Source organism: Streptomyces sp. NPDC003035 (genome assembly GCF_042888285.1).
GTDB lineage: Bacteria > Actinomycetota > Actinomycetes > Streptomycetales > Streptomycetaceae > Streptomyces.
This window is the reverse complement of the sequence record NZ_JBIAPJ010000006.1, coordinates 415,718-440,823: the sequence shown is the minus strand read 5'-3', so window position 1 is coordinate 440,823 and position 25,106 is coordinate 415,718. Positions and strand designations below refer to the sequence as shown.

Genomic DNA, 25,106 nt, shown 5'->3' with positions numbered 1-25,106 from the left:
GTGGGTGACGGGGCCGGCCTCACCGGCTGAGGCAAGCCGGCCCCTGTGTCGTTGGGCGCGCTGGGGGCGCTCCTGGCAGCGTCAGGAGGCAGGGGGGCTCTCGTCAGGCAGGTCCCCGAACACCTTGAACAGGCAGGGGAAGCCCTTGGCGAGATCCTCCTCGGACAGCTCGTAAGCCTGAAGGATCTCCCTCGCTTCGGCCTTGCTCGTGGCCGTTCGGACACCCAGCCCTAACGAGCTGTGCTCCCGATGCGAGAGCAACAAGCGCCCGCATTCGTCCTCGTCCATGGAGTCCTCACCCCTGTCGCATCATGCCGTGGTGGTCGCACAGGGGTATAACGGGTCACGCCCCCCGTGAAACGAAATGGTTCTGCCTGCGGGATTCTTTTCCCGTTGATCACGCTAGCGGGCGGAGGTGTGGGGCCGCCAGCCGTTTCCAAAAAATGCTTCCGCAAGATAGTCGACCGCCTGCGGACGCACTTCTACCCTCTCGCTCCGGGCGAAATGTGGGCACAATTTTCCCCCGGTCGCCCGGCCCTCCAGATTCGGATTGCACGAGCGAGATGGCTTTTCCAACGTCGCTGAAGGTATCGGCATTTCGGGAAGCGTGCAACCCGAACTCCCGTTCACCTGTGCGGAGTTGAGGATTCCACTTGCTTGCCGGGTGTGAATCGGGTGGATCAGAGTGATAAGGGGCAAGTTGGACAGTCATGCAGAGTCGATGGGTCGATGCCCTCCGGTTAACTGTTGGTTGACGCCCTCGCGTTCGTCAAATTAGCCTCCTCGGTACGACCCGAGGAAGAGCAGGTGGCGCGTGGAGACAGGTGAGGAGTTCGGGCCTTGGCTGGCCCGTCAGCTCAAGCTGGCGAGGAAGACGCAGGCCGAACTGGCCGAGGAGCTCGGGCTGACCAGGGCCGCCGTCTCGGCGTGGATCACCGGAAGGTCGACCCCGCGCCCGACGGTCATGCAGGACATCGCCAGGGCGCTCGGTACGGACCTGGGTACGGTGCACACCCGTACCACCGACACCCAGGCCGGCCTGCCGGTCACCTGGTACCACCGTCCCGGGTACCCCGACGGTGGCCGTGACCTGGGCAATGCCGCAGCCTTCGCCTTCGACGCGGACGTGCAGGTCCTCGCGCGCGAGACGTGTCAGAACAGCCTCGACGAGCGACTGACGGAGAACGGCCGCCCGGTCCGTGTCCGTTACACCCTGCACGAGCTGACCGGCGAACACCTGGACGCCTTCCGCGAGGCGATCCTCTGGAACGATCTCTTCCCGCACTATTCCGCCGTCTCCGAGGTCGCCGGCAATCAGAAGGTCGGCCGGGTCGTGGACGCCGGTGTGCGCGACATGTACGAGAAGGGTCGTCTCGTCCTGCTGCGGGTCGACGACTACAACGCCTCCGGTCTGACCGGCGACGACTACGCGGACGGCAAGTTCGCAGCCGTGGTCAGGCGTCAGCTGGAGAGCCTCAAGTCCGGGCCCGCCGCCGGCGGTTCCTACGGCTTGGGCAAGGCCACGCTGTGGGCCTCCAGCGCTCTCGGCCTCGTGCTCATCAACTCCACTCTGTCCGTGCCCCATGAGGGGCGGACAGAGCGGCGAGTGATCGGCCGTCTCGAACTGCCCTGGCGTCAGGTCGACGGCGAACCGTACGCAGGCCCCGCCTGGCTCGGGCGCCCCGACCCGGATTCACCCGGCGCCATGGTCGCCCGTTCATGGTGGGCGGACGAGGAGACCGTGGCCCGTCTGCACCTCACCCGCGAGAGCGACGAGCCTGGTACTTCCTTCCTCATCGTCGGCGCGCACGATGTGGCCGGCCTCGAAGGGGGTTCGTCAGAAGACGACGACGAGGCCCTGGAGGAGGGCGACCAGGACACGCGCGACATCCGCACGATGCACCGCCGTCTCGTCGCGGCGCTGGGCCGCGACTTCTGGGCCGCGATGACCGGCGGAGGCAGCAGACTCCCCCTCCTGGAAGCATCTGTCCGTTCTCTGCGCAACGGCGACGTGGTCCTGCCGGAGGAGCAGGTGGACCCGTCTGCCGAGCAACCCGCCCGGACCCGCGCCTTGCGGGCCCACTACGAGGGCACCACGGTGGATCGACTCACCGAAGCCGGGCAGGTGGCAGCACGGAGCATTCCGCTGAAGCTGCCGCTGTCCGGAGGCGCCCCCGGGACGCTCGGGACACACCAAGCAGTTCTGTTGATCACCGACGCCACCACTGACACGGACACACCGAAGAACTGGGTGCATTCCCTGCGCGGCAACCGCATGACCGTCAGGAAGGCTGTGGTCCCCAATCTTCCGCTCGGGACGAATCCGTTCCAGGCCGTTCTCCTGGCGGGCGAGGCAGCCGGGGAATCGGCTCCGTTCGCACACGAGGCCGAAGAGTTCTTGCGCGCGGCGGAACCCCCTGAGCACGACCGCTGGGGGCAGACGGAGGAGCTGACCCTGCGGTGGTCGCCTTCCGCTTATCGGCGGATCAACAAGCTGACCACCGAGGTCAACAGTGCGGTCAGGGAACTCGTCGCACGGCCGAAGCGCAGCAGCCGCGAAGGCGGCGAGGCCTTGCGCAAGGCGTTGACCGTCAAGAACCGGCCCAAGGCCAAGGTGCCGTCCGGCCCGGTGGTCCCGACGCTGAACGGGCTCGAGGCGACCATCGGCGACGACGGGGAGTGGCGGATCACCGCGGAAGTGAGCATCCCGCGCGGTGACGAGATCGTCCCGATGGCGCCGGTCGCCCAGCTGGACGTGCGGTCCGGGGCCCGTCCGAAGCTGGACTGGGCGGAACTCGTGGCCGTCGAAGGCTGTGAGGTGGAGGACGGGACTCTGCACTTCACACCCGGCGTGCGGCGCGCGAAGTTCCGAGGATCCACCGATGTGACCAGCCACCCGGTCAGGACCACGCTCACCCGCCTCGTCCTCGAACTGCGTGCGGGCAAGGGGGAGTGACGCGTGAAGATCTACCCGTACAAGCGGCTCAACCGTCCGATCACCCTCAGGGTGACGTCGGTCTCCCTCCGGCTCTCCGACGGCACCCGTGACCAGCTGGAGACCAGCGCGTACTCGACGCAGCAGCAGGCCGTCGCGCTCGGTATCGCGGGCCACACCGACTGGGTGAGCGCCACGATCGGCCTCTCCGCGACGCTGCCGCCAGGGGCGAACGCACCCGACGCGGCCTGGTCCGATCTGTGCGTCCTCGCCGTGCTGACGGACGGCGAGACCAACGTCCGCACCGCGGCGGACCTCACGCGCGACGCGGAGGACAGCCATGACTGGTCGGGCTCCTTGGAGGTGCTCCGCGACGACCACCTGGGGCGGGCCTCCCTCGCCGCGTACGCCGTCGGGACCGTGGACGGAGTGCGGGGACGGTCGATCGCCGAGACAGACCGGAACTGGATCGTCGACACCGTCTCCGACGAGCCGGTCAGCGGGCTCCAACTGGAGGTCCAGAAAGCCTCGTTCGGCAGGAGTTCGAGGGAGTGGCTGCGGGCCTACGCCGACGTGCCCTGGATCGTGGACACGTCGGCTCGGGTCCCCACGGTGTTCGTGAACACAGATGTCGAAGGGGTCCTGGGACTGTTGGACAGCAGCGGCTCGGGAGTGGACAGCAAGGTGCGAGACCTTCTGGTCGCCCAGATGGCCACCGACGTCTGGACGGCGGTGTTCCATGGCGCCATCGGTGATCTGGAGGTGGAACCCGGCGGCGGTCCGGTCTTCCCGACCGACTGGCAGGGCGATGTGTTGCGGGAGATGCTCCCGGATGTGATTCCCGGCGTTCATGTCGAGGAGGCGCTGCGCCAGGTGCATCGCCGGCGCACCGGCGAGTCGGGCTGGGTGGAGCTGCAGACCCGCGTCCACTACGCGGCGGCTCGCCGTGCCGATGCCACCAGGGCACTCGCCTACGCCATCCGAAGTCTGGAACAGATGAACCGGGAGAGCGCGACGTGATCACACAACCGAACCACGTACCGGAGCGCTTGGCGCTCCTCTCCGCCTCGGCCGCCGATCCGTTTCTCACCGAGGACCTGCTCAAGGGCGAACAAGTGCACGGTGGCATCGAACTCGCCAAGGTGGTCGAGCCGCTCCTCGAGGACGACGCCAGGTGGTCGGTCGAGCCGATCCGGAGCCTGGTGGAAGACGCCATGTTCGAGTTTCGTGAGGACCGCACCCGAGCCGACGCCTGGCTCGCGCCACGGCTTCATGCCACGCTGCGCCTGACGCGGCGGGAAGCGGCGGACAAGCGTCTGTGGAATCACATCGCCCTGGCGGTGGCTCCCGATTACGTCCTGTGGCGTCACCTGCCGGAGGCGACGGTGCACAGGCCGGTGCGGCGTGTTGCGGCGGACCGCTTTGTGGGCCCTGCGGACCGCCAGTGTTTCTCCCGTCTGTGGTGGGCGGCCGAACTCTTCCGGAACGGGCCTGACTATGAACCCGTCGAGATCGCCTGCGGCAACCAGGACCTCATCCACACAGTTCTGCGGAGAGACGTGATCGACCACCGTCCCACCGCCCAAGCCTTGGTTCGCCTCCTGAAGAACGGGCAGGTCACCACCGGTCGAGAGATCAACGGCCTCAGCCTGGCGATCAGCACGGCGGGAGCGACCCTGACCTACGATGTGCTCGCCCCGGACGAGCCGAAGGATCCCATCCCTTTGCGAGAGTGGATCGCAGAGGCGGACACGGCGCCCCCGGTCGCGCGACAGGCACTGCCCGAGGGACCCGACGAGGATCCCGTTCCCGAGGAGTCCGTGGCGGCGCTCACCAGCTACTTCATGGAGCTGTTCGAGTCCGCGCCGGTCAGGGGCAGGAAGACCGCGGACTGACCGGTGGCCCCGGAGCTACTGGCCCGACACCCGCTCGTTCTTGCGTGGGCGCGAGGTCGAGCGGGGCGGCGACTGGTCCTCCGGGGACGGGCAGCGGGCGGTGCAGTCGTCCGCAGCTCCGCAGCCGTGGCTCCGCAGCTTGGCCTGCTGTTCGTCCGTGGCCCGCTGCCACGGCGTCCTCAGCGCCTTCGGGTCCGGCGCGGGAAGACCGAGCGCCGCGCTCAGGAGGTGCGCACCGAACAGAGGGGGCACGGCATTTCCCACCTGTTGGGCCTGTGCCGTACCGGACCACGGATAGTCGGGCGGGAAGCTCTGCAGCATCCCCGCTTCGTTCATGCTGAACCGAGGACCCTCGTACACGATGTTCTCGTCGAGGTGTTCGAAGACCACGAAGCGGGAGATACGGCCGGTGACGGTGGCGGCGGGCTGTCGATCGGTCCGTACTCCGCGTCGCCCCGGGATTCCGGAGCTGCCGTAGTTGGAGCGGACCAGGAAGGGAGTCTTGCGTCCCGGATGCGTGCCCACCGGGTCGGCGAGGGCTTTGCCCATCGATGTCCAGTGCTCCCGAACGTCGTCCTTCCCCCGGCGCTCCTCGGGCTGCGGGGCACTGTCCTCGTCGAGGGTCGGCTGATGGACGTCGGTCGAGGTTCGGTCGCTCCTGCGATTCCATTCCTTCGCCTCGTAGGCGTGGTGGGTCGGCGCGGGCAGCGAGGGCTCACCCAGCCCCTCACGACGAGCGATCAGCACGGCGCGGGACCGCGTCTGCGGTACGCCGTAGGTCTCGGTGTCGAGGACGTCGACGACGACCTTGTACGTAGTGCCATCGGGGAGGCCCGTCTTCTCCAGCACCCTGGCGTAGTGGTGCCAGAGCGCCTCGACCGCGGGGACCTGTTCCAGGACGATGACGTCGTACGGACGGAAGTCCCGGCTCGGGCTCCGGGTCGCTCGAATCGCGTACCGGAGGGGTTCGAGGACCATCGCGGTGCGGGGATCACTGAGGTTCTTCAGGTCCTTGTCGATCTCCTCGTCGGAGTCGCCCGCCATCAGTCGTTCGATGTACTCCTTGACCTCGTCCAGAGCCTTGCGGCCGGCGCCTTTCCCGGCCACCGAGTAGGTCTGGCACGGGGGACCACCGGCGAGCATGTTGATCTCCGGGGGCAGGGACTCGAAGGCATCCCTGCGTACGGCGCTCACGTCGGCGTGGAGAGTGTCCAGCCCGGCCGCGTAGCGCGTCAGGCAGGCGCTCCGGTCCCACTCGATGCCGAGACTCGGGATGTCGAGCGAGTGCCCGGCGACATCCAGCCCTCCGGGCCCCGCGAAGAGGTCCAGGACATAGGGTTTGTCGAGGATGGACTGGTGTGGCGCCGCGCTGGTCATGTGGCGGAAGTCTAGCCGGCGGAGGGGGCTGCCGGTTCCCCGTCCAGCGCGTTGGCGATGGCCTGTCCCAGCGCCCTTCCGACCGGCGGAGGCGTCGCGTGTCCGATCTGGCGGTACCGAGCGGTCTTGAGTCCGGCGATCTCCCACGATTCGGGAAAGCCCTGCAGCAGCGCTGCCTGCTCGACTGTGATTTTCACCATGTTGTCCCTGCCGAGGGCGGGATCCCAGACGAAGTCCGGTCCGGGAACCTTGTCGCCCACCGTGTGAGCGTTGACGCCCATGGTCGCCCACTTCCGCTTCGCTCCGGTCGGTCCCAGGTCGGCGCCGCCCCGGTTCTTCGAGCCCCCGACCAACGTCGGAGCCGGCTGATCCGCTTGGGCGGCCCAGCGGGCGGCGTCCTGCCAACCGCGTGAGGCCATGGACGGCCCCAGAACCACTCCGACCGTCGTCGGCTCCTGCACGATGGGTGCCGGCGGTCGGAGTGCCTCGGCCCGATGCCGTTCGACAGCCAGCAGGACGCCCTGCTTGCGATTCTGCGGTACGCCGAAGTCGACGGCGTTCATGACGAACCAACTGAACTCATAGCCGAGGTGGGCGAGTTCGGCCCGAGCGAAGTCGCGGAACTGCTCGTACCTGTCCGAATGGGCGAGATCAGGAACGTTTTCGATGAGCACCGCCCGAGGCCTGATCGCATGGACGAGATAGACGGTGGCCTCCAACAGCCGCTCCTCGACGCGTGAGTCCGTCCGCCCGACGGTCGCACTCGACTTCACGCGTGGCAGGCCGGCCGAGAGGAGATCCACGTCGTAGCTCACGGGGTGCTCGGACGGGTCGAAGTCCAGCAGGTCGGTGTGCACCACGTTCCACTGCGGCCGATTGGTCCGCAGAGTCCTGACGGCGTGTTCGTCGTCATCCAGCAGCAGGCGCGGCTCGAAGCCGGCCCGCTCCAACCCCAGAGCGAGCCCACCCGCCCCGGAGCACACGTCGACAAAGGTCAGCCCGCTCAACGATTCCTCCCCCGCCCCCGGTGGGCCTTCCGCCGTTCGACTGCAGCCGCGACGCGCAGCGCCACATCCTCCGGCGCCTCATGCTCCCAGAAGCGCAGCACTTCCCACCCGGCCGAGGTCAAATGCGCGGTGGTCTCCGCATCACGGGCCATGTTGCGGTCGAGCTTCTGCCGCCACCACTCGGCGTTCGACTTCGGCTGCGTGGCGTGCCGCGGGCAGCCGTGCCAGAAGCAGCCGTCGATCAGGACAGCCACTTTGACAGAGGTGAAGGCCACGTCGATCCGGCGCCGGGCCATTCCCGGCACGGGGTACTCGACGCGGTAGCGCAGTCCGGCTGCGTGGAGCAGACGCCGGACCGCGAGCTCACAAGCTGTGTCCTTGCTGGCCTGCCGGCTCATTCGTGCCGAGACAGCAGGTGAGAGCGGCTTCATCGTGTTCAAGGCGTGGTGTTTCACGATCATGGCTCGGGCCGGTTCTGTCATCGCCGAGCCGTTGTGCCACGGCTCCCGCATCCATTCCATCATGGGCGGGGTCCCGGCCGACGGGAACGTCCGACTGCGCCGGCCCTCAGGCCTCCGCGCCCCCGTGGCACTCCCCGTACGTCCTCCCCGACCCGCACCAGCATGCCGCCCCCCGTGCCGGGGGCCAGGCCGTCGCGCGGCCGCGGGCTGCCAGGGTGGTGGCGTACTGGGGGAGCAGGGAGGCGTTCGACGGGGAGGTGGATTCGGAGGCGGCGAAGGCCTCGTAGGAGGGGACCGTGGCCGGGACGATGCCCAGGTTGGGGGTGCCCGCCGCGGCGAGTTCGCGGAGGGAGGCTTCGATGTCCGTGAGGTGGGCGCGGTACGTGGGGTACTCGGATTCGAGTTCCGGGTAGGAGGCGAGGAGCTCGTCCAGTTCCCGCTCCGGCCAGTGGAGGACCGCCACCGGGAAGGGGCGGGACAGGGCCGTGCGGTAGGAGCCCAGTTCGCTGCGGAGGCGGGTGATCTCCGCCTGGAGTTCCGCAGGGTCCGAGGAGCCCAGCGACCACAGGCGCTTCGGGTCGTGGAGCTCGTCCAGGGGGACGTCCGCCGTGTGGAGGGTGTCCGCCAGGGTGTCCCAGTCGTCGTGGGGGAGGGCGAGCATCCGGCGGATGCGGTGCCGGGTGACCAGGAGCGACTGGGTGGCGTGCGGGAGGTCCGCCGACGCGGCCGCCGGTGCCAGCAGCGCCGCCGCCTCCGTGGCGACCGTCTCCGACAGTTCCAGTTCGTCGTGGGACTCGAGCGTCTCCGCGAGGATCTCCCACGGGGACGCCTCCGCCGGGCGCTCCGCACGGACGCCCTCGATGATCGCCCGCGCCTCCGCCTCGTGGCCGTACTCCCACAGGTTCGCCGCCTTGAGCGAGCGGATCAGATGGGGTTTCGACGGGGAGGAGGACAGCAGCGTGTCGTACAAGGTCGTCGCTCGTGCGCGCGCGCCCGCCAGTTCCAGATGGGCTGCTGCCTGGAGGAACAGGGGCTCCTGGTCCTCCGGGTACCTCTCGGCGGTCCGCAGCAGGCGCTCGGCTTCGGTGACGTGGGCGGCAGGCGTGTCGGGGCGCATGTCGACACCGTACTGCTGTACGGCCCTGGAGAGTTGGCGCGTCAGCCCTTATCGTGCCCCGCGTGCGGGACAGGGTGCCGGTCGTCGTCCAGACAGGCGGGGTGCGGAGCACGCCCGCCCGCGTGCTGTGGGCGGGTGCCGAGGCCGTCGTCACCTGCGGGGTTGTTCTGCTGCTGCTCGTGGCGCACCAGCTCTGGTGGACCAACCAGCAGGCCCGGGCCCAGGCCGGCCGGCAGGTCCAGGCCCTGGAGCGGGAGTGGGAGGGATCACCCGCCGTACTTCCCTCAGAGGTGCCCGCACAGTCGCCCGCACAGTCGCCCTCGGAGTCGGCCGGTGCGGAGTCGGCCGGTGCGGAGCCGTCCGTATCGCCGTCGGTGACCGAGACCCAGCCGGCCGGCGCGGCACCGTCCGCCGAAACCGCCTACGCCATCATCCGCATCCCCCGCATCGGCCTCACCGCCCCCGTCGCCCGCGGCGTCGGCAAGCGGTCCGTACTCGACCGCGGGTACGTCGGGCAGTACCCCGGCACCGCCTCACCCGGCCGCCCCGGCAACGTCGCCCTCGCCGGGCACCGCAACACCCACGGCGAGCCCTTCCGGTACATCAACCGGCTCCGCAAGGGCGACCGGATCGAGATACAGACCCGCGAGCGCCGGTACGCGTACGTCGTCGATCAGGTCCTGAGCCAGACCGCACCTCGCGACACCGGCGTCATCCAGCCCGTCCCCCGCTCCCTCGTCAAGCCCTCCTACGGGTACTCCGCCCCCGGCTCCTACCTCACCCTGACGACCTGTACGCCCGAGTTCAGTTCCGCGTACCGGCTCGTCGTGTGGGCGACCCTCGTACGGTGAGACCCGGCGCCGGCCGCAGGCCATCGTGTATAACGGCTGAGAGGTGTGAACGAGCGCGAAAGGAGGCGGAGATGATCAGGAACCTGCTCCTGCGCGTGCTCGCCCCGCTCTTCTTCCTGCTCGCCCTCGCCGATCTGCTCCTCTCCGACGGTTCGAGCCTCTCCGCCGCCGTCGCCCTCGCCGCGACCACCGTCGTCTGCGCCCTGATCGGCGCCCCCGCGGCCCCGCCCGTGGCTCCCACCCGGGTACGCACCGCCCTGCGCGACCGCGCGCGGCGCACCGCCTTCCTGCCGCAGCGCGATCCCGACGCCTCAGGCCGCCGCAGGCCCCGGGCACCCGGCCGTCCCCTCCCGACGGCCGCGTAGCGCAGCAGACTCCCTCTACGCGGTTCCGTCATGCCGACCCGTACGTCTCCCGGCACGACGAGACCCCTCGGAGGGCTCCCATGTCCGTTTTCGCCTCCCTGGTCGAGCAGCTCGCCGACCTGCTCCAGCCGCTTTTCGCCACCACCGCGACCGCCGCCGCGATCGTCCTGTTCACCCTGCTCGTCCGGCTCGCGATCCATCCCCTCTCGCGGGCCGCCGCTCGCGGGCAGAAGGCCCGTACCCGTCTCGCGCCGCAACTCGCCGAGCTGCGCACCCGGCACGCCGAGAACCCCGAGCGGCTCAAGAAGGCGGTCATGGAGCTGCACGCCAAGGAGAAGGTCTCGCCCTTCGCCGGCTGCCTGCCGAGCCTCCTGCAGGCGCCGGCGTTCCTCCTCATGTACCACCTGTTCGCCGGCGACCGCATGGCCGGTCACTCCCTCTTCGCCGCCCCGCTCGGCGACCACTGGGCCGACGCCCTCGCCCACGGCGGCGCCTTCGGCCCGGCCGGCCTGGTCTACCTCGCCCTCTTCGCGATCGTCGCCGCCGTGGCGACGTTCAACTTCCGGCGTACGAAGCGGCAGCTCGCCGCGCAGCCCCTGGACACCGGACTTCCGCCGACGCCCGGCGCGGACACGATCAACAAGGTGATGCCGCTGCTCTCCTTCGCCACCCTGGTCACGGTCGCCGTCGTCCCGCTCGCCGCCGCGCTCTACGTCGTCACCAGCACCACCTGGACCGTCCTCGAGCGGGCCGTCCTCTTCCGCGACCAGCTGCCGCCCGAGCAGCCGCCGATGAAGGCCCTTGCCACTCGGACATAGCTACTCGGGCGTAAGGGTCCAGTCCGTGAACGGGGTCTTGCCGAGTGGTCGGATCTCTTGGAGGATCGACCAACCCTCCGATCCATCCGATGGCCGCACTCCATCGGCCGGGGCTCACCAGGGCCCGACCCCGGGCCCACCTCGACCACAAGGAGAAGACCATGAAGCTGCTGCGAGTCGGGCCGGCGGGCGCCGAGCGCCCCGCCCTGCTCGACCAGGACGGGACGCTCCGCGACCTGTCGGCCCTGGTCGACGACGTCGACGGCAGCCTGCTGGCCGACGCGTCCGCGCTCGACCGGATCCGGGCCGCCCTCGGGGCCGGTGTGCTGCCCGCGCTCGACGCGACCGGGCTGCGCATCGGCCCGCCGGTCGGCCGGATCGGCAAGGTCGTGTGCATCGGGCTGAACTACCACGGGCACGCAGCCGAGGTCGGCGCCGCGATCCCGGAGGAGCCGGTCGTCTTCCTCAAATCCGCCGACACGGTCGTGGGCCCCGACGACACCGTGCTCGTACCGCGCCGCAGCACCAAGACGGACTGGGAGGTCGAGCTGGCGATCGTCATCGGCCGCACCGCCCGCTACCTGGAGACCGACGAGGAGGCCCTCGCGCACGTCGCCGGTTACGCCCTCGCTCACGACGTCTCGGAGCGCGAGTTCCAGATCGAGCGCGGCGGCACCTGGGACAAGGGCAAGAACTGCGAGACGTTCAACCCGCTCGGCCCGTGGCTGGTCACCGCCGACGAGGTGCCGGACCCGCAGGCGCTGTCGCTCAAGCTCTGGGTCAACGGCGAGCTGAAGCAGGACGGGCACACCTCGGACCAGATCTTCCCGGTCGCGGAGGTCGTACGGTACGTCAGCCAGTTCATGACCCTGTACCCCGGCGACATCATCAACACCGGCACGCCGGCCGGCGTCGCGATGGGACAGCCGGAGCCGAAGCCGTACCTGCGGGCCGGTGACGTGGTGGAGCTGGAGATCGAGGGGCTGGGAAGGCAGCGGCAGGAGCTCAAGGACGCGTAGCTGTAACTCCGGCTATGGCAGGTCGCCGAGCAGGCGCTCCAGTGCCTCGACGACCATCGCGTGGTCCTCGGCCTGCGGCAGCCCCGACACGGTGACCGAGCCGATCACCCCCGCGCCCTCGACCGCGATCGGGAACGAACCGCCATGGGCGGCGTACCGGTCGGGGGCGAGGCGCGAGGACTGCTCGAACGTCGTGCCCTTGGCCCGGAACCGGGCCCCGACGAGGAACGAGCTCTCGCCGTACCGCTCGACCACCCGCCGCTTGCGGTCGATCCAGGCGTCGTTGTCCGCGCTCGATCCCGGCAGCGCGCAGTGGAAGAGCTGCTGCGCGCCCCGCCGGATGTCGATCGCCACGGGCGCGCGGCGCTCGCGCGCCAGGCCGACGAGGAGGCCGCCGAGCGTCCAGGCGTCGTCGTACGTGAAGTGGGGGAGGGGCAGGCGGACCTCCTGCGCCTCGAGCTCGGTGATCTCCGGAGTCTGGGTGCTCACAGCGTCACCGTGATCCCCTCGCGGGCGGACCGCTTCGCCGCCTCCAGGACATCGAGCGTGGCCGCGGCCTCGTGGGCGGTGACCGGGTTCGCGCCGGTGCCGCGCAGGGCGGCTGCGACGGCCGCGTAGTACGCCGGGTAGTCGCCCGGCAGCGTCTCGACCGGGGTGCCGCCGCCGGTCAGCGGGGACTCCCCGGCGCCGAGGGCGCCCCACATCGACTGCGGCTCCACGCCCCACGGCGCTCCGGGGGCCGGACGCAGTCCCTCGCGCAGGGCCGCCTCCTGGGGGTCGAGGCCGTACTTCACAAAGCCCGCGCTCGAACCCAGGACCCGGAAGCGGGGGCCGAGCTGAGCGGTCGTGGCGCTCACGTACAGGTGGGATCGGACCCCGTTCGCGTGCGTGATCGCGAGGAACGTGTCGTCATCCGCCTCCGCGCCCGGTCGACGGACGTCCGACTCCGCGTACACGCGCACGGCCGGGCCGAAGAGGACCAGCGCCTGGTCGACGACATGGCTGCCGAGGTCGAACAGCAGCCCACCGATCTCCTCCGGCGCGCCGGACTCGCGCCAGCCGCCCTTGAGCTGCGGACGCCAGCGCTCGAACCGCGACTCGAAACGCTGCACGTCACCGAGCGCACCGTCCGCGAGGAGGGCGCGGAGAGTGAGGAAGTCGTTGTCCCAGCGGCGGTTCTGGAAGACGGAGAGGAGCAGGCCGCGCTCCTCGGCGAGCGCGGCGAGCGAGCGCGCCTCGGCGGCGGTGCCGGCGACCGGCTTGTCCACGACGACCGGGAGCCCCGCCTCGAGCGCGGCGGTGGCGATCGGCACGTGCGTCTTGTTCGGGGAGGCGACGACGACCAGATCGAGCTCGTCCGCCCGCGCCCACAGCTCTTCGGGGGAGGCCCCGACCCGTACGTCCGGGTGCGCGACACGCGCCTGTGCCTGGCGCTCCGGGTTGCCGGTGGTGACCGTGTCGAGGACCAGGCCCTCGGTGGCGGCGATCAGCGGGGCGTGGAAGACGGAGCCCGCGAGGCCGTAGCCGACGAGTCCGACGCGGAGGGGGGCGGGGTCGGTGCCAGTCATGGAACCCACTTAAGCAACGCTGTTGCCAAAGTGCAAGCGAAGGGGACAATGGCCTTGTGAACCGGAGTGTCAGGAGTGCCAGGGGTGCCGACGGTGGCCGCAGTGGGGCGGGTGCCGATCTGTCGGCGCTGCGCAGCCACAACACCGCGCTGGTACTCGATCTGCTGCGCACGGCGGGGGAGGCCGGCATCAGCCGCCTGGAGCTGGCGGAAGGGACCGGGCTCACCCCGCAGGCGGTCAGCAAGATCACGGCGCGGCTGCGGGCGGAGGGCCTGGCACGGGAGGCCGGCCACCGCGCCTCGACCGGCGGCAAACCCCGTACCGTCCTGCGGCTGGTCCCCTCGGCGGCGTACGGCGTCGGCGTTCACCTGGACCGCGACGAGCTGACGGCCGTCCTGGTGGACCTCGCGGGGGTACGGATGGCCCTGCGCCGCGCCCCGCTCGACCTCGGTGCGGGCGTCGACGCGGTGTTCGGGGTGGTGGAGGGGGAGGTGGGAGCGCTACGGGAGCTCATCGCGGCCGGGTCGGAGGCGACGGTGGCCTCCGAGGCGTCTGAGGCGTCCGAGACCGTCGAGGTCTCTGGGGCCTCCGAGGCGTCACCGCACACCGAGGCGCCCGCCCTAGCCCCCGCCCTGCTCGGCGTCGGGGTCGCCATGCCCGGACCCCTCGATCACCTCACCGGCACCCCCGGGCGGGTCACCGGCCACCCCGAGTGGGAGGGGGTCCCGCTGCGGGACGAGCTCACGCGGCGGCTCGGGCTGCCGGTCGAACTCGACAAGGACACCAACGCCGCCGCCCTCGGGCTCGCCCTCCGCGCCCCGGTCGCCGACTCGTTCGCGTACCTCCACCTCGGTACGGGGCTGGGTGCCGGCCTCGTCCTGGGCGGCGCGCTCCACCGGGGGGCCAGGACCGGAGCCGGGGAGTTCGGGCACCAGACCGTCCAGCTCGACGGGCCGCCCTGCGAGTGCGGCGGGCGCGGCTGCCTGGAGGTCCTCTGCCTGGCGGCCGTGGCCCGCGGCGACCTCCCCGAGGCGGCCCGGATCCTCGGCGCCGGTGCCGTGAACCTCGTACGGCTCCTCGACATCGACCGGGTCGTCCTCGGCGGCCGGGCCGTCAGCGCGGCGCCCGAGGTCTTCGCGCACGGCGTCGGCACGGTCCTCGCCGGGGCGGGCATGGGCACCCCGGTCGCGGGCACCCCCACCCCGCACGCCGTCGCGGAGGGAGCGGCGCAGCTGATCCTCGCTCCGGTCTTCGGAAAATAGGGTCGTCGGACCATGGGCTGATCGGGCGGAACGTGCGGCCCGTCCAGGGGCATGCGCCGCGTCGCTCCCCGGCTCCGCCGGGCCCGCGTGGCAGCGTCGCGGCGTCCCGTACGCCCGCGAGCAGCAAAGGCACCCGCCCATGCGACTGCGCAACGCCCTCGCCCTCGGTGTGACCGCGGCGACGACCGGAACCGCCGTCCTCGCGCTCGCCGTCGCCCCCTCGGCGGCGGAGCCCGGTTCCGGCTCCGGCGCGACCTCCGGCCCGAGCACCGCCCCCAGCTCCGGCCCGAGCACCGCCCCCAGCTCCGGCCCGACCCTCGCCCCCAGCTCCGGTCCCAGCACCGGCCCGGGCCGCGGATCCGGTGTGGACCCCGATGCCGACTCCCGTGCCGACTCCCGTGTCGACTCAGGATCCGAACGCCGGGGAAAGCCGCCCACCTGCGGCAAGGCGACCGACCCGGACTTCCCCCTCGACACCCGGATCCACGGCGGCCCGAACACCTACGTCCCCGGCGGCGACTTCCGCACCTTCGATCTCGACCTCACCAACACCACCGCCGGGCCCTGCCACGGCGTCCACCCGGTCCTGGTCCTCACGGACCGCGAGCGGGCCCTCCGGCCCGACCAGATCCGGCTCGACTTCTACGACTCCGAGGCGAAGCGCTGGCGGCCGGTCGCGTTCGAGGAGACGGAGGAGGACGAGAACATCGGGGTGTTCACCGGGTTTCCCGGCTTCGCCGTCCCCGCCGGCCGCACGGTCACGGTCGGCGTCCGCCTCGCGTTCCGTGCCGGCACCGGCCCCAACGAGGTCGTCGCCAACGCGGCGATCGTGCAGCGCCGGGGCGACGACGGTGACTGGGTCGGCGAGTCGGGCGACCACCGTCTGACCATCGCGCCGGAAGGTACGGAGACCGGCGGGGACACCGAGGACATCGAGGACACGGACAGCGGGACGGACACGTTCCCGGACACGTTCCCGGACCCGGACGCGTCCCCGTCCCCGGTCCCGCCGAAGGGCGAGACGGGCCGCCCGCCCGTCCCCGGCCGTCCCGAACTCGCCCTGACGGGCCCCGGGTCCACCTCCGTCCTCACCCCCGCCTCCGGTGCGCTGCTCCTCGCGGGCGCGGCCCTGATCGTCCTCGCCCGCCGTCGGCGCCGACAGGACTGACCCCCCTGCGCGCCCCGTGCCTCCGCGCCACCCGCCGTACACCCTCCCGTTCATTCCCATCTGCGAGCATCGCCCCGTGGACTACCCGAACGACCAGGCACCTGGCGCCCCCATCCGCTCCGGCATCCCCGAGCACGGCCGTATCCCCAAGTACTACGCGGTGAAGGCGAAAGTCGCCGTGCTGATAGACGAGTTGGGGGAAGGCGGGCTCCTGCCCACCGAGCGGGATCTCGCCCTCCGGTACGAGGTCTCCCGGGAGACCGTCCGTCAGGCCCTGCGCGAGCTGTTGCTGGAGGGGCGGCTGCGCCGCCAGGGGCGGGGGACCGTCGTCGCCGGGCCCAAGCTGGAGCAGCCGCTCTCGCTCGCCAGTTACACCGAAGGCGTACGCCGCCAGGGCCGCCGCCCCGGCCGTACGCTCATCTCCCTCGACCGCTTCCCCTGCCCCGACGCCCTCGCGTCCGAGATCGGGGTCCAACGCGGTGAGACCGTCTGGCACATGGAGCGCGTGCTGCTCGCCGACGACGAGCGGGTCGGCCTGGAGAGCACGTACGTCTCCGAGGCCCGTGCCCCGCGCCTCGACAGCGACTTCGACCCCGACTCCTCCTTCTACGCCTATCTCCACGACAAGCTCGGCATCGCGTTCGGCGACGCGGACGAGCGGATCGAGACGGTCCTCGCCACGCCTCGCGAGGCCCTGCTCATCGGCACCCCGCCCGCGCTCCCGATGCTGCTGATCCACCGGATCTCCCGGGACGCCGCCGGCCGGCCCCTGGAGCGCGTCCGCACCCTCTACCGCGGCGACCGCTTCAGCTTCACCGCCCACCTGGGCGCGCGGGCCTGACCCGAACTCCCGTCGCCCGCCACGCAGATCACGATAAGGTAACGGGTCTAGGCCATCCTTGTCGGGCCGTTCACCGTCCCGTTGCCCGCCGGATCCGCCCGGGTCACCCACCGCCAGGACCGTGAACGGCATGAAGGTGATCGTCGTAGGAGCCGGCGTGGTGGGAACCATGCACGCCTGGCACGCAGTGGAACGCGGCCACGAGGTCGTACACATCGAGCGCGAGGCCGAGGCGCGCGGGGCCTCGCTCCGCAACTTCGGCCAGATATGGGTGAGCGGCCGCGCGGGCGGAGAGGAGCTGGACGCCGCGCTGCGCGCCCGCGAGCTCTGGGAGGGCATCGGCGGCCGCGTCCCCCGCCTCGGCTTCCGGGCGATCGGCTCGCTCACCCCCGTACGCAACGCGCTCGAACTCGCCGTCGCGGAGGCGGCCCTGGCCCGTCCCGACGCCGCCGCCCGCGGCTACAAGCTGCTGACCGCCGACGAGGCCCGGCACATCAACCCCGCCCTGCGCGGGGAGTTCACCGCCGCCCTCTTCTGCGAGCGGGACGCGGCGGTCGAGCCGCGCACCGCCCAACTCGCGCTGCGCGAGGCCCTCCTGGCCACGGGGAAGTACACCTTCCTGCCGAACCGCGAGGTGCGCGACGTCATCGGCGAGCACTCCGTACGCGACGACCGCGGCGAGCTCCACACCGGTGACGCCGTCGTGCTCTGCACCGGCGCCGCGCTCTCCGGCCTCGTCCGCGAGGTCGCCGGGGAGATCCCGGTCCGCCGCGTCCGGCTGCAGATGATGCAGACCGACCCGCTCGGCGAGCCGCTCACCACCTCCGTCGCCGACGCCGACTCCTTCCGTTACTACCCGGCGTACGCCTCCGAGGCGCTCGAAGCCCTCAACGCCGGGCAGGCGCAGGACCCGACCGCCGCCGCGCACAAGATGCAGCTCCTGATGGTGCAGCGCCTCGACGGCGGACTGACCATCGGCGACACCCACGAGTACGAGCACCCCTTCGCCTTCGACACGCTCGAAGACCCCTACGAGCACCTCACCCGGGTCGTCGAGTCCTTCCTCGGCCGCCCGCTGCCGACGATCCGGCGCCGCTGGGCGGGCGTGTACGCGCAGTGCACCGACACCAGCCGCGTCGTGCACCGCCAGCGGGTCCGCGAGGGCGTGTGGCTGGTGACCGGGCCCGGCGGACGCGGCATGACCTGCTCGCCCGCCATCGCCGAGACGACCGCGAACGAACTGGGCTGGTGACAACCGTGAGCGAACAGCAGCAGCACCTCGTCGTCCTGGACATGGCCGGCACCACCGTCGCCGACGGCGGCCTCGTCGAGCGGGCCTTCACCGCCGCCGCCGAGCGCCTCGGCGAGGACCCGGCCACGATGATCGACTACGTGCGCGCCACGATGGGCGAGTCCAAGATCTCCGTCTTCCGCCACCTCTTCGGCGGCGACGAGGCCCGCGCCCAGCAGGCCAACCTCGCCTTCGAGGAGGCGTACGGCGAGCTGGTCGCCGGCGGTCTCATCGCCCCGGTACCCGGCGCGGCGGAGGCGATCGCCGAACTGCGGGACCAGGGCCGTACGGTCGTCCTCACCACCGGGTTCGCCCGGGTCACGCAGGACGCCATCCTCGACGTGCTCGGCTGGCGGGACCTGGTCGAGCTCACCCTCTGCCCGGCGGACGCGGGAGGCCGGGGGCGCCCGTATCCGGACATGGTCCTCGCGGCCCTCCTCCGTACCGGTGCCGTGGACGACGTCCGGCGGCTCGTGGTCGCGGGCGACACCTCGTACGACATGCTCAGCGGCGTCCGGGCCGGGGCCGGGATCGTGGCGGGCGTCCTGACGGGCGCGCACGACCGGGCGGCGCTCACCGAGCACGGGGCCACGCACGTCCTCGCCTCGGTCGCGGAGCTGCCCGGACTGCTCGCCGGGGACGCGATATGACCAGCGGCATCCGCTTCGACGCCGTCGCCGTCACGTACGGGAGCAACACCGTCCTCGACGCGCTCGACCTGACCGTCGAGCCCGGCGAGGTGATGGCTCTCCTCGGGCCCTCCGGCTCCGGCAAGACGACCGCCCTGCGCGCCGTCGCCGGGTTTGTGCGGCCCGCTTCCGGGCGGGTGTTCATCGGCGACCGCGACGTCACCGGCCTCCCGCCGTACGAGCGGGGGATCGGGATGGTCGTCCAGCAGTACGCGCTCTTCCCGCACATGCGGGTCGAGGAGAACGTGGCCTTCGGCCTGAAGGCGCGGAAGGTTCCGAAGGGTGAGGTGGCTTGGCGGGTCGCCGAGGCGCTGGAGATGACCGGGATGGCGGCCTACGCGAAGCGCCATCCGCGCGAGCTGTCCGGCGGGCAGCAGCAGCGCGTCGCCATCGCCCGGGCGCTGGCCATCAGGCCGAACGTGCTGCTGCTCGACGAGCCGCTGTCCGCGCTGGACGCGCAGCTGCGCTCGGGCATGCTGGCGGAACTGGCGCGGCTGCACCGGGAGTTGCCGGACGTGTCGATCCTGTACGTCACCCACGACCAGGTCGAGGCGCTGACCCTCGCCGACCGGATCGCCGTCATGGACAGGGCCCGGCTCCAGGACTGCGGCACGCCGCAGGACCTGTACCGGCGGCCGCGTACGGAGTTCACGGCGTCGTTCGTCGGCAACGCGAACCTGCTGCCGGTGACGGTCGGAGCGGACGGGGTCTCCTTCGGGGGCGCCGCGCTCAAGGTCCCGGTCGCCGACGCGGCACCGGGCGCGAGCGCGACCCTGTGCGTCCGCCCGCACCTCGTCGGCCTCGGCGAGGGCCCGAACGCGCTGCGGGGCCGCATCGCCGAGGTGCAATGGCGGGGGTCGACGCATCGGCTGTACGTCGACATCGACGGCCATCGCGTCAAGGCGGACGTCCGCGAACTGCGGGAGACCCCGGCGCTCGGCGACGAGGTACTGCTGCACTTCGCGCCCGAGGACGCGGTGCTGCTGGGGGCAGGGGTGACCGATGGGTGACTCGTCCGCGCCGGTCATGGCAGCTGAGCGCCGTCGTGGCGGGGCGCCTGAGGCGGACGCGCCCGCTGGGGCGCCGTCCGTTGTGCCCACCCTCCCCCAGACTCCGTCCGGGGGTGCCCCCATCGCCCTGCGGGACGATTGCCCACAACGGGCAGTAAGGCGCACCACGCCCGCCTGGGTGTGGGCCCTTCCGCCCGGCCTTGCCCTCGGGCTCGTCTTTCTCTATCCCCTCGCCCTCGTCGTCCAGGAGTCCCTCGCTCCCGGCGCCTACGCCGACGTGTTCTCCTCCGGCGCCTTCCGCGAGGCCCTCCTCACCACCGTCTGGCTGGCCGTCGGGGCCACCGTCGGGTGTCTCGTCCTCGGGTTCGTGCTGGCCCTCGTCATCGCGTTCGTGCCGTTCCCCGGTGGGAAGGCGGTGTCGAAGTTCATCGACGTCTTCCTCTCCTTCCCCTCCTTCCTGATCACGCTCGCGCTGCTGTTCCTCTACGGCACCGTCGGCATGGCCAACGGAGTCTGGACGGACGTCACCGGCGCCGCCACCGGCCCCTTCCAGTTCCTGACCACCCCCTTGGGCGTCCTCCTCGCCGAGATCACGTACTTCACGCCCTTCGTGATGCGCCCCCTCCTCGCCGCGTTCTCGCAGATGGAGACCGCCCAGCTGGAGGCGGCCTCCTCCCTCGGCGCGAAGCCGCTCCGCATCGTCCGGCGGGTGATCCTGCCCGAGGCGCTGCCCGCGCTCGCCGCCGGCGGGAGCCTCGTGCTGGTCATGTGCCTCAACGAGTTCGGGATCGTCCTCTTCACCGGCGCCAAGGGCGTCACGACCCTCCCGATGCTCGTCTACGGCAAGGCCATCCTCGAGTCCGACTACGCCGCCGCCTGCGTCGTCGCCGTCGTCAACGTCGCGATCTCCGTCGGCCTCTACGGCCTCTACCGGGTGGTGAGCCGTCGTGTTGGTGCATAGCCGTACGGGCAGGTGGACGGCCTGGACCCTGTTCGCCGTCCTCTTCGTGCCGCTCTTCGCCCTGCCCCTCCTCGTCATCCTCGCCGCCTCGTTCTCCACCAACTGGTCCGGCGCCTTCCCCTCCGGGCCGACCGCCGAGCACTACACGGCCGCCGTACGAGGAGAGTCCCTCCAGGCGCTGACCACCAGCCTGGTCACCGCCGTCACCGCGAGCCTCCTCGCCCTGACCCTCGGCACCTGGGCCGCCCTCGCCGCCGCCGCGCTGGGCAAGCGGGGCCGCAGGCTCCTCGACGCGCTGTTCATGCTGCCGGTCGCCGTGCCCTCGGTCGTCGTCGGCCTCGCCGTCCTGGTGGCCTTCTCGCAGCCGCCCGTGCTCCTCAACGGCACGCGCTGGATCGTGATCCTCGCGCACACCATTCTTGTCACGGCGTTCGCCCACCAGTCGGTTTCGGCCGCCATCCTCCGGCTCGACCCGGTGTACGAGCAGGCGGCGGCCAGCCTCGGCGCCCGCCCCTCGTACGTCCTGCTCCGGGTGAAGCTGCCGCTCCTGCTGCCGTCCCTGAACGCGGCCGCCGGGCTCTGCTTCGCCCTGTCCATGGGCGAGCTGAGCGCCACGATGATGCTCTACCCGCCGGACTGGCTGCCGCTCCCGGTGCTGATCTTCACGGCCACCGACCGCGGCTCCCTCTTCACCGGCTCGGCGCTCGCCGTGGTCCTCATGGCCGCGACCCTGCTCGTCCTGCTCGCCGTCTCCCGTATCCGTACCAAGGCTTCCTTCCGCTAGGAGAAAACGACGTTATGCGTACGTATGCCAAGCCGCTCGCCGCCGCCACCGGCAGCCTCGCTCTCGCCGCCTCCCTCACCGCCTGCGGCGGCTCCTCCGCCGCCTCCGACGAGAAGATCGTCACCGTCTACAGCGCCGACGGCCTCAAGGGTGAGAAGGGCGACGGCTGGTACGACAAGGTCTTCGCCGACTTCGAGAAGCAGACCGGCATCAAGGTCAAGTACGTCGAGGGCGGCTCCGGCGAGATGGTGCAGCGCGCCGTCCGCGAGAAGAACAACACGCAGGCCGACGTCATCGTCACCCTGCCGCCCTTCATCCAGCAGGCCGACTCCAAGGGCCTGCTCCAGGCGTACCGGCCCAGGGGTGCCGACCAGGTCGACGGAGCCGACAGGTCCGGCGACGGCACGTGGACCTCGGTGGTCAACAACTACTTCGGCTTCATCCACAACAAGCAGCAGCTGAAGGAGGCCCCGAAGACCTGGGAGGAGCTCCTCGACGCGACGTACAAGAACAAGCTCCAGTACTCCACCCCTGGGGTCGCGGGCGACGGCACCGCCGTGGTCATCAAGGCGATGCACGACTTCGGTGGCCAGGAGCCGGCGATGGAGTACCTGAAGAAGCTCCAGGCCAACAACGTCGGCCCGTCCTCCTCCACGTCCAAGCTCGCGCCCAAGGTCGACAAGGGTGAGATCCTCGTCGCCAACGGCGACGTCCAGATGAACTTCGCCCAGTCCAAGTCCATGCCGAACCTCGGCATCTGGTTCCCGGCCAAGGACGGCGGGAAGCCCACCAGCTTCGCCCTGCCGTACGCCGCCGGCCTGGTGAACAAGGCCCCGCACAGCGAGAACGGCAAGAAGCTGCTCGACTTCATGCTGAGCGAGGGGGCCCAGCGCGAGGTCAGCGCGATCGGCGGCGGCTTCCCGGCCCGCAAGGACATCAAGGCGACCGACGCCAACGCCATCGAGCTCGCCAAGCTGATGGAGGGCGTCGAGATCTTCGAGCCGGACTGGGCCGACATCGACAAGAACCTGAAGACGTACATCGACGCGTGGAAGACCGCCACCGGAAGCTAACCGCGCGCAGCCCAAGAGTTCACCGCACGGCCCTGGCGACCCGCGGATGATAGCGGAAAGATAACGGGTACGGACCAACGCCCCTGGAAAGTCAGGGGCGTTGGCGTGCCGCCGCCCCCATCCACGGAGGAAACGAAGATGCCGATCAACGGCATGTCCCGCCGCACCGTGCTCGCCGCCGCTGGTGCCACCGCCGCCGTCGCCGCCACGGGCGCCGTCGTCGCGCCCGCCGCCCGGGCCGCGTCCCCCACGCTCCCCAACGGCACCAGCAAGGACAAGGTGCTCGTCGTCGGCATGGACGGCCTGCGGTACGACAGGATCGACGCGGCCAAGGCGCCGACCCTCAAGTCCCTGATCGCCAACGGCACGTACGGCCTCTCGCTGCTCTACGCCAACCCGATGGCCGCCACCTCCTCCGGCCCCGGCTGGTCCACCATCTCCACCGGTGTCTGGCCCGACAAGCACGGGGTGAGGGACAACGGCTTCGCCGGCAAGAACTACGCCAAGTACCCGGGATTCCTCGCCCGCTTGCACCAGATCCGTCCCGAACTCTCGCTCTTCGCGGCCGTCGACTGGCCCGAGCTCGACACACACGGCACGATCACCCCGGGCGCCGACGCCAAGATCGTCTACAACAACAACTACGTGGTCAACGACAAGGTGATCACCGACACCACCGAGGACATCCTCCGCAACCAGAACCCGGACGTCCTCTTCGTCTACTTCGGCGAGACCGACGAGATCGGGCACAACTACGGCGCGGCGAGCCAGAAGTACCTCGACGCCATCGACGTCCAGGACGGCTACCTCGGCCGGCTCCTCGCCGCGATCAAGGCCCGCCCCTCCTACGCCACCGAGCGCTGGACGGTCATCGTCACCACCGACCACGGCCATGTCGACGCCGGCGGCCACGGCGGGTCCGCCATCGAGGAGCGCCGTACCTTCGTCCTCGCGCAGGGACCCGGCATCGCCGCCGGCGCCCGCCCCATCGACACCCGTCTCGTCGACGTCGCCGCCACCGTCTACCACCAGCTCGGCATCACACCCGACCCCTCCTGGGGACTGGACGGCAAGCCGATCCAGCAGCGCTCCACCGACCCCTTCGACGCCCTGTCCGGTTCGCTCACCGGCCGCGTCGACGAGACCGGCATCCCCGCCGGCGTCCTCGGCTTCACCCACACCGCGCCCAGCGGCTGGTCCGTCATCAACAACGCCATGGGCACCGGCGGCATGACCGAGTGGCGCGGCTGGGCCTTCGCCACCGACGAGTTCTGGTCCCGGACCCAGCGCGACCAGTCCCGCGAGCTCAACGTCCGCTCCCGTGGCGTCTTCGCCGTCGCCGACTCCGACGAGTGGGCCGACAAGACCTTCTCCGGTACGTACGACTCGACCCTGGTCACCCCCGCGTACAGCGTCTCCGGCGCGTCGCGGGTCACCCTCGACTTCACCACCTTCTACCGCCAGGAGGGCAGCCAGACCGCCCAGGTCCTGGCCTCCTTCAACGGCGGCACGCCGACGGTCGTCAAGAGCTACACCGCCGACGTGATCTCCCAGCCCCAGTCGCTCACCGTGAGCGTCCCCGCCGGGGCGTCCAGCGTGAGCTTCCGCTTCCGCTACACGGGGTCCAACAACTGGTACTGGGTGATCGACGGGGTCAAGGTCACCACTTCCTGATTAGGGTGGGGGCGTCGCCACAGCGCTGTCGCGGCGCCCCCCAGCACACCGCACGTTGTTTGTACGGCAGGAGTCCCCGCACATGGCAGAGCGCAAGCCGATCGAATCCTGGCTCACCGACATGGACGGCGTCCTCATCCACGAGGGTGTCCCGATCCCCGGCGCCGACGCGTTCATCAAGAAGCTGCGGGACACCGAGAAGCCGTTCCTGGTCCTCACGAACAACTCGATGTACACCGCCCGCGACCTGCACGCCCGGCTCGCGCGCATGGGCCTGGACGTGCCCGTGGAGAACATCTGGACCTCGGCGCTCGCCACCGCCCGGTTCCTCGACGACCAGCGCCCCGGCGGCACCGCGTACGTCATCGGCGAGGCCGGCCTGACCACCGCGCTGCACGACATCGGCTACGTCCTGACCGACCACGCCCCCGACTACGTGGTCCTCGGCGAGACCCGGACGTACTCCTTCGAGGCCATGACCAAGGCCGTACGGCTCATCAACGCCGGCGCCCGGTTCATCTGCACCAACCCCGACGAGACCGGCCCCTCCCTCGAAGGCCCCCTCCCGGCCACCGGCTCGGTCGCCGCGCTGATCACCAAGGCCACCGGCAAGGACCCGTACTTCGCGGGCAAGCCCAACCCGCTGATGATGCGCACCGGCCTCAACGCGATCGGTGCCCACTCCGAGACCAGCGCCATGATCGGTGACCGGATGGACACCGACATCCTGGCCGGTCTCGAGGCGGGGATGCAGACCTTCCTGGTGCTCACCGGTCTGACGACGCAGGCGGAAGTGGACCGCTTCCCCTTCCGCCCCTCCACGATCGTCGACTCGATCGCCGACATTGTGGACCGCGTCTAGACGCCAGGTCCCGGCCTCAGGTCAGGACACCGGCCGGGCGTCGCGTGCGCCCGGCCGGACCCCTGCGGATGCGAAACG

Annotated in this window: 25 protein-coding genes; 18 read left to right on the top strand and 7 right to left on the bottom strand. The window is 70.9% G+C overall.

Features of this window, described 5'->3' with window-relative positions; all coding sequences use genetic code 11:
- Positions 1–81 precede the first annotated feature (81 nt).
- Positions 82–288: a hypothetical protein gene (locus ACFYV5_RS21845; RefSeq protein WP_389170835.1), complete on the bottom strand. Its 207-nt coding sequence runs from the start codon at positions 286–288 to the stop codon at positions 82–84.
- 526 nt (positions 289–814) lie between these two features.
- Here ACFYV5_RS21845 and ACFYV5_RS21840 point away from each other — a divergent pair.
- The 3 genes from ACFYV5_RS21840 to ACFYV5_RS21830 are packed head-to-tail and all read left to right on the top strand — an operon-like array spanning position 815 to position 4,830.
- Positions 815–2,956, top strand: a complete 2,142-nt coding sequence (locus tag ACFYV5_RS21840; protein ID WP_389170832.1) for a helix-turn-helix transcriptional regulator — start codon at positions 815–817, stop codon at positions 2,954–2,956.
- Positions 2,957–2,959: 3 nt separating this feature from the next.
- Positions 2,960–3,955, top strand: a complete 996-nt coding sequence (locus ACFYV5_RS21835; RefSeq protein WP_389170830.1) for a hypothetical protein — start codon at positions 2,960–2,962, stop codon at positions 3,953–3,955.
- Positions 3,952–4,830: a DUF6339 family protein gene (locus ACFYV5_RS21830; RefSeq protein WP_389170827.1), complete on the top strand. Its 879-nt coding sequence runs from the start codon at positions 3,952–3,954 to the stop codon at positions 4,828–4,830. Before ACFYV5_RS21835 ends, ACFYV5_RS21830 begins: the two co-directional genes overlap by 4 nt.
- A 15-nt stretch (positions 4,831–4,845) precedes the next feature.
- Here the strand turns inward: ACFYV5_RS21830 and ACFYV5_RS21825 are convergent, their stop codons facing one another.
- From ACFYV5_RS21825 to ACFYV5_RS21810, 4 genes are all read right to left on the bottom strand, one after another.
- Positions 4,846–6,207, bottom strand: a complete 1,362-nt coding sequence (locus tag ACFYV5_RS21825) for a DNA cytosine methyltransferase (RefSeq protein ID WP_389170824.1) — start codon at positions 6,205–6,207, stop codon at positions 4,846–4,848.
- Positions 6,208–6,218: 11 nt separating this feature from the next.
- Positions 6,219–7,214 (bottom strand): DNA cytosine methyltransferase, encoded by a 996-nt coding sequence (locus ACFYV5_RS21820; protein WP_389170821.1) that lies wholly within the window; start codon positions 7,212–7,214, stop codon positions 6,219–6,221.
- Positions 7,211–7,612, bottom strand: a complete 402-nt coding sequence (locus ACFYV5_RS21815) for a very short patch repair endonuclease (protein ID WP_389171114.1) — start codon at positions 7,610–7,612, stop codon at positions 7,211–7,213. The genes ACFYV5_RS21820 and ACFYV5_RS21815 overlap by 4 nt, the downstream gene beginning before the upstream one ends.
- Positions 7,613–7,781: 169 nt before the next feature.
- Positions 7,782–8,792, bottom strand: a complete 1,011-nt coding sequence (locus tag ACFYV5_RS21810; RefSeq protein WP_389170818.1) for an SEC-C domain-containing protein — start codon at positions 8,790–8,792, stop codon at positions 7,782–7,784.
- Between the two features lie 62 nt (positions 8,793–8,854).
- On the opposite strand from ACFYV5_RS21810, the gene ACFYV5_RS21805 reads away from it, so the two are divergent.
- The 4 genes from ACFYV5_RS21805 to ACFYV5_RS21790 all read left to right on the top strand — a co-directional run bounded on the left by ACFYV5_RS21805 (position 8,855) and on the right by ACFYV5_RS21790 (position 11,845).
- Positions 8,855–9,643, top strand: a complete 789-nt coding sequence (locus ACFYV5_RS21805) for a class E sortase (RefSeq protein ID WP_389170815.1) — start codon at positions 8,855–8,857, stop codon at positions 9,641–9,643.
- Between the two features lie 71 nt (positions 9,644–9,714).
- Positions 9,715–10,008: a DUF6412 domain-containing protein gene (locus tag ACFYV5_RS21800; RefSeq protein WP_389170812.1), complete on the top strand. Its 294-nt coding sequence runs from the start codon at positions 9,715–9,717 to the stop codon at positions 10,006–10,008.
- 80 nt (positions 10,009–10,088) lie between these two features.
- Positions 10,089–10,826, top strand: a complete 738-nt coding sequence (locus ACFYV5_RS21795) for a YidC/Oxa1 family membrane protein insertase (protein WP_389170809.1) — start codon at positions 10,089–10,091, stop codon at positions 10,824–10,826.
- Positions 10,827–10,987: 161 nt separating this feature from the next.
- Positions 10,988–11,845 carry a fumarylacetoacetate hydrolase family protein gene (locus tag ACFYV5_RS21790; RefSeq protein ID WP_355112338.1) on the top strand — a complete coding sequence of 286 codons (858 nt, stop codon included), beginning with the start codon at positions 10,988–10,990 and terminating at the stop codon, positions 11,843–11,845.
- 12 nt (positions 11,846–11,857) lie between these two features.
- Here ACFYV5_RS21790 and ACFYV5_RS21785 read toward each other — a convergent pair whose 3' ends face one another.
- On the bottom strand, positions 11,858–12,334 hold the full coding sequence (locus tag ACFYV5_RS21785) for a heme-degrading domain-containing protein (RefSeq protein ID WP_389170804.1): 477 nt from the start codon (positions 12,332–12,334) through the stop codon (positions 11,858–11,860).
- On the bottom strand, positions 12,331–13,413 hold the full coding sequence (locus ACFYV5_RS21780; protein ID WP_389170801.1) for a Gfo/Idh/MocA family oxidoreductase: 1,083 nt from the start codon (positions 13,411–13,413) through the stop codon (positions 12,331–12,333). The genes ACFYV5_RS21785 and ACFYV5_RS21780 overlap by 4 nt, the downstream gene beginning before the upstream one ends.
- 56 nt (positions 13,414–13,469) lie before the next feature.
- Between ACFYV5_RS21780 and ACFYV5_RS21775 the strand changes: the two genes are divergently transcribed.
- The 11 genes from ACFYV5_RS21775 (at position 13,470) to ACFYV5_RS21725 (ending at position 25,028) form a co-directional block, all read left to right on the top strand.
- Positions 13,470–14,675, top strand: a complete 1,206-nt coding sequence (locus ACFYV5_RS21775; RefSeq protein ID WP_389170798.1) for an ROK family protein — start codon at positions 13,470–13,472, stop codon at positions 14,673–14,675.
- A gap of 139 nt (positions 14,676–14,814) precedes the next feature.
- Positions 14,815–15,843 (top strand): LPXTG cell wall anchor domain-containing protein, encoded by a 1,029-nt coding sequence (locus ACFYV5_RS21770; RefSeq protein WP_389170795.1) that lies wholly within the window; start codon positions 14,815–14,817, stop codon positions 15,841–15,843.
- A 76-nt stretch (positions 15,844–15,919) separates the two neighbouring features.
- Positions 15,920–16,684 carry a GntR family transcriptional regulator gene (locus ACFYV5_RS21765; protein ID WP_389170792.1) on the top strand — a complete coding sequence of 255 codons (765 nt, stop codon included), beginning with the start codon at positions 15,920–15,922 and terminating at the stop codon, positions 16,682–16,684.
- A 130-nt stretch (positions 16,685–16,814) separates the two neighbouring features.
- Positions 16,815–17,936 carry a TIGR03364 family FAD-dependent oxidoreductase gene (locus ACFYV5_RS21760; RefSeq protein ID WP_389170789.1) on the top strand — a complete coding sequence of 374 codons (1,122 nt, stop codon included), beginning with the start codon at positions 16,815–16,817 and terminating at the stop codon, positions 17,934–17,936.
- On the top strand, positions 17,933–18,625 hold the full coding sequence (locus tag ACFYV5_RS21755; protein WP_389170786.1) for a phosphonatase-like hydrolase: 693 nt from the start codon (positions 17,933–17,935) through the stop codon (positions 18,623–18,625). Before ACFYV5_RS21760 ends, ACFYV5_RS21755 begins: the two co-directional genes overlap by 4 nt.
- Complete coding sequence (locus ACFYV5_RS21750; protein ID WP_389170783.1) at positions 18,622–19,674, top strand: ABC transporter ATP-binding protein; 1,053 nt, start codon at positions 18,622–18,624, stop codon at positions 19,672–19,674. The genes ACFYV5_RS21755 and ACFYV5_RS21750 overlap by 4 nt, the downstream gene beginning before the upstream one ends.
- 16 nt (positions 19,675–19,690) lie before the next feature.
- Entirely contained in the window at positions 19,691–20,635 is a 945-nt protein-coding gene (locus ACFYV5_RS21745; protein WP_389171110.1) for a 2-aminoethylphosphonate ABC transporter permease subunit, read from the top strand.
- Positions 20,622–21,419 carry an ABC transporter permease gene (locus ACFYV5_RS21740; protein WP_389170779.1) on the top strand — a complete coding sequence of 266 codons (798 nt, stop codon included), beginning with the start codon at positions 20,622–20,624 and terminating at the stop codon, positions 21,417–21,419. The genes ACFYV5_RS21745 and ACFYV5_RS21740 overlap by 14 nt, the downstream gene beginning before the upstream one ends.
- 14 nt (positions 21,420–21,433) lie before the next feature.
- Positions 21,434–22,492, top strand: coding sequence for a 2-aminoethylphosphonate ABC transporter substrate-binding protein (locus tag ACFYV5_RS21735; RefSeq protein ID WP_389170776.1), 1,059 nt, complete (start codon positions 21,434–21,436; stop codon positions 22,490–22,492).
- Between the two features lie 138 nt (positions 22,493–22,630).
- The gene (locus ACFYV5_RS21730) at positions 22,631–24,166 is read left to right on the top strand and encodes an alkaline phosphatase family protein (RefSeq protein ID WP_389170773.1); all 1,536 of its coding nucleotides are present in this window, start codon (positions 22,631–22,633) and stop codon (positions 24,164–24,166) included.
- A gap of 82 nt (positions 24,167–24,248) precedes the next feature.
- A complete protein-coding gene (locus ACFYV5_RS21725; protein ID WP_355112314.1) occupies positions 24,249–25,028 on the top strand; it encodes an HAD-IIA family hydrolase in 780 nt (259 codons plus the stop codon).
- Positions 25,029–25,106 lie beyond the last annotated feature (78 nt).